Source organism: Okeania sp. SIO2B9, from assembly GCF_010672505.1.
GTDB lineage: Bacteria > Cyanobacteriota > Cyanobacteriia > Cyanobacteriales > Microcoleaceae > Okeania > Okeania hirsuta.
The window spans coordinates 1-1821 of record NZ_JAAHGK010001426.1 but is presented as its reverse complement, the minus strand read 5'-3'; the positions used below and the strand labels follow the sequence as shown (position 1 = coordinate 1821).

The 1821-nt window shown below is 32.7% G+C and carries 2 protein-coding genes; both read left to right on the top strand.

Features of this window, described 5'->3' with window-relative positions; genetic code table 11:
• Window positions 1-742 (top strand): DUF655 domain-containing protein (locus F6K13_RS31390; RefSeq protein WP_287289617.1); only part of this gene is annotated, 742 nt, incomplete at its 5' end.
• A gap of 423 nt (window positions 743-1165) precedes the next feature.
• A complete protein-coding gene (locus F6K13_RS31385) occupies window positions 1166-1612 on the top strand; it encodes an NADAR family protein (RefSeq protein WP_124142689.1) in 447 nt (148 codons plus the stop codon).
• Window positions 1613-1821: the final 209 nt, after the last annotated feature.

Below are 1821 nucleotides of genomic sequence, written 5' to 3'. Positions count from 1 at the left end.
TAATGGTTTAATTAATCAAACATTAGAATTAGCACAAAAATCTATTGATTTATCCCTCTTTGTATTTTCATCACAACCATTAGTTAATACTCTAGAAAATCAATCTAAAAAAGGAGTATTAATTCAAGGTTTAATCGATCCAAGTTTTGCCTATCGCTATTATAGTGAAGGATTAGATATGATGGGTATTGCCTTGGCTAATAAATGTAAATATGAAGCAGATAATCGGACTTGGGAGAAACCAATTTTTACAGTAGGAGTACCAAATTTACTCCCTGGCGATCGCCTGCATCACAAATTCGGAATTATTGATAATTCGATTGTTATAACTGGTTCTCACAATTGGACTGAAGCAGCTAATAAAAACAACGATGAAACTTTATTGATAATTGAAAATTCTACAGTAGCAGCTCATTTTGACCGTGAATTTCAAAGACTTTATCAAACAGCTACTCTGGGTATACCATCCTGGTTGATTAAAAAAGTAGAGAAACAACAAAAAGAATGTGGCAATCAATTAACAGAAACTCAAAATCCCACAATAGATACTAACACTAAGATTAATCTCAATACAGCTACTGCTAAAGAATTGGAAACATTACCTGGTGTTGGACCAAAATTAGCAGAGCGGATTATTCAAGCTAGACAAAATAAACCTTTTACATCTTTAGCTGACCTAGACCAAGTGTCTGGAATTGGACCTCAAATATTAGATAAGTTAAGCGATCAAGTCACCTGGTAAGTTCAACAATTAATCATTAATAATTAATAATTAATAATTAACAATTACCTCTCCTTTAAAACTGATAGGATTGACTCAAAAAAAAATTTTTCTTTATTATCCCCTTAAAAGGAGAGGCTTTAAACCACAATTTTTCGGTAAGTAAGAAGGAAGAAGGTTTAAAAGTATGAAAAAACTTACAGCAGTTTTCGAGTCTTGGAGGTACAAAGTTTGATTGCCCTAGGGAAAACTTAACTGGGAAAGAAAAACATAATAAAAAAGAGGGAAAAAAGTTGAATTTTTAGAATTTATGGAATTTATCATTTTTTTATTGTACGAATAAATCTTTCTAATTCCTCCTGACTCCTGACTCCTGACTCCTGACTTCATGACTCCTAAAAAATATCCTAGCTATTTGTAGCAAACATTTATCAAATTGATATTATGGCAATTTCATTTTATAGCACTCTGAGCAGATACGGTTGTTTTTCCAATTGTTCTGCTCATGGTTTTGAATTAGATGGTTATTGGTGGCCAACTAGCGAACATTATTTTCAAGCTCAAAAATTTCCAGGTATGCCTGATGCTGATGAAATTCGTTTAGCAGCAACACCAGGAGAAGCAGCAAATCTGGGAGGCGATCGCAAACGCCCATTACGTTCAGATTGGGAACAGGTAAAATATGATATTATGCAAAAGGCAGTATTCAACAAATTTGCTACTAATTCTGAGATTCGGGAAATATTACTGTCTACTGGGAATGAAGAAATTGTTTATAAATCTCCCGTGGATTTATATTGGGGTCAGAGAAAAGATGGTAGTGGGAAAAATAAATTAGGCAAAATTTTAATGGCAGTACGAGATATGTTGAGTTCAACAATTAATAATTAACAGATAAATTAAACAGTTAACTGGTATAGGATTTTGTCAATTTCGTCAGGCGATTGCTCCTATCTTGAGAGTTATATAAATTATATAGTCATTCCAGTTAACTGTTTAATTTATCTGTTAATTATTAATTGTTGAACTCAACATATCTCGTACTGCCATTAAAATTTTGCCTAATTTATTTTTCCCACTACCATCTTTTCTCTGACCCC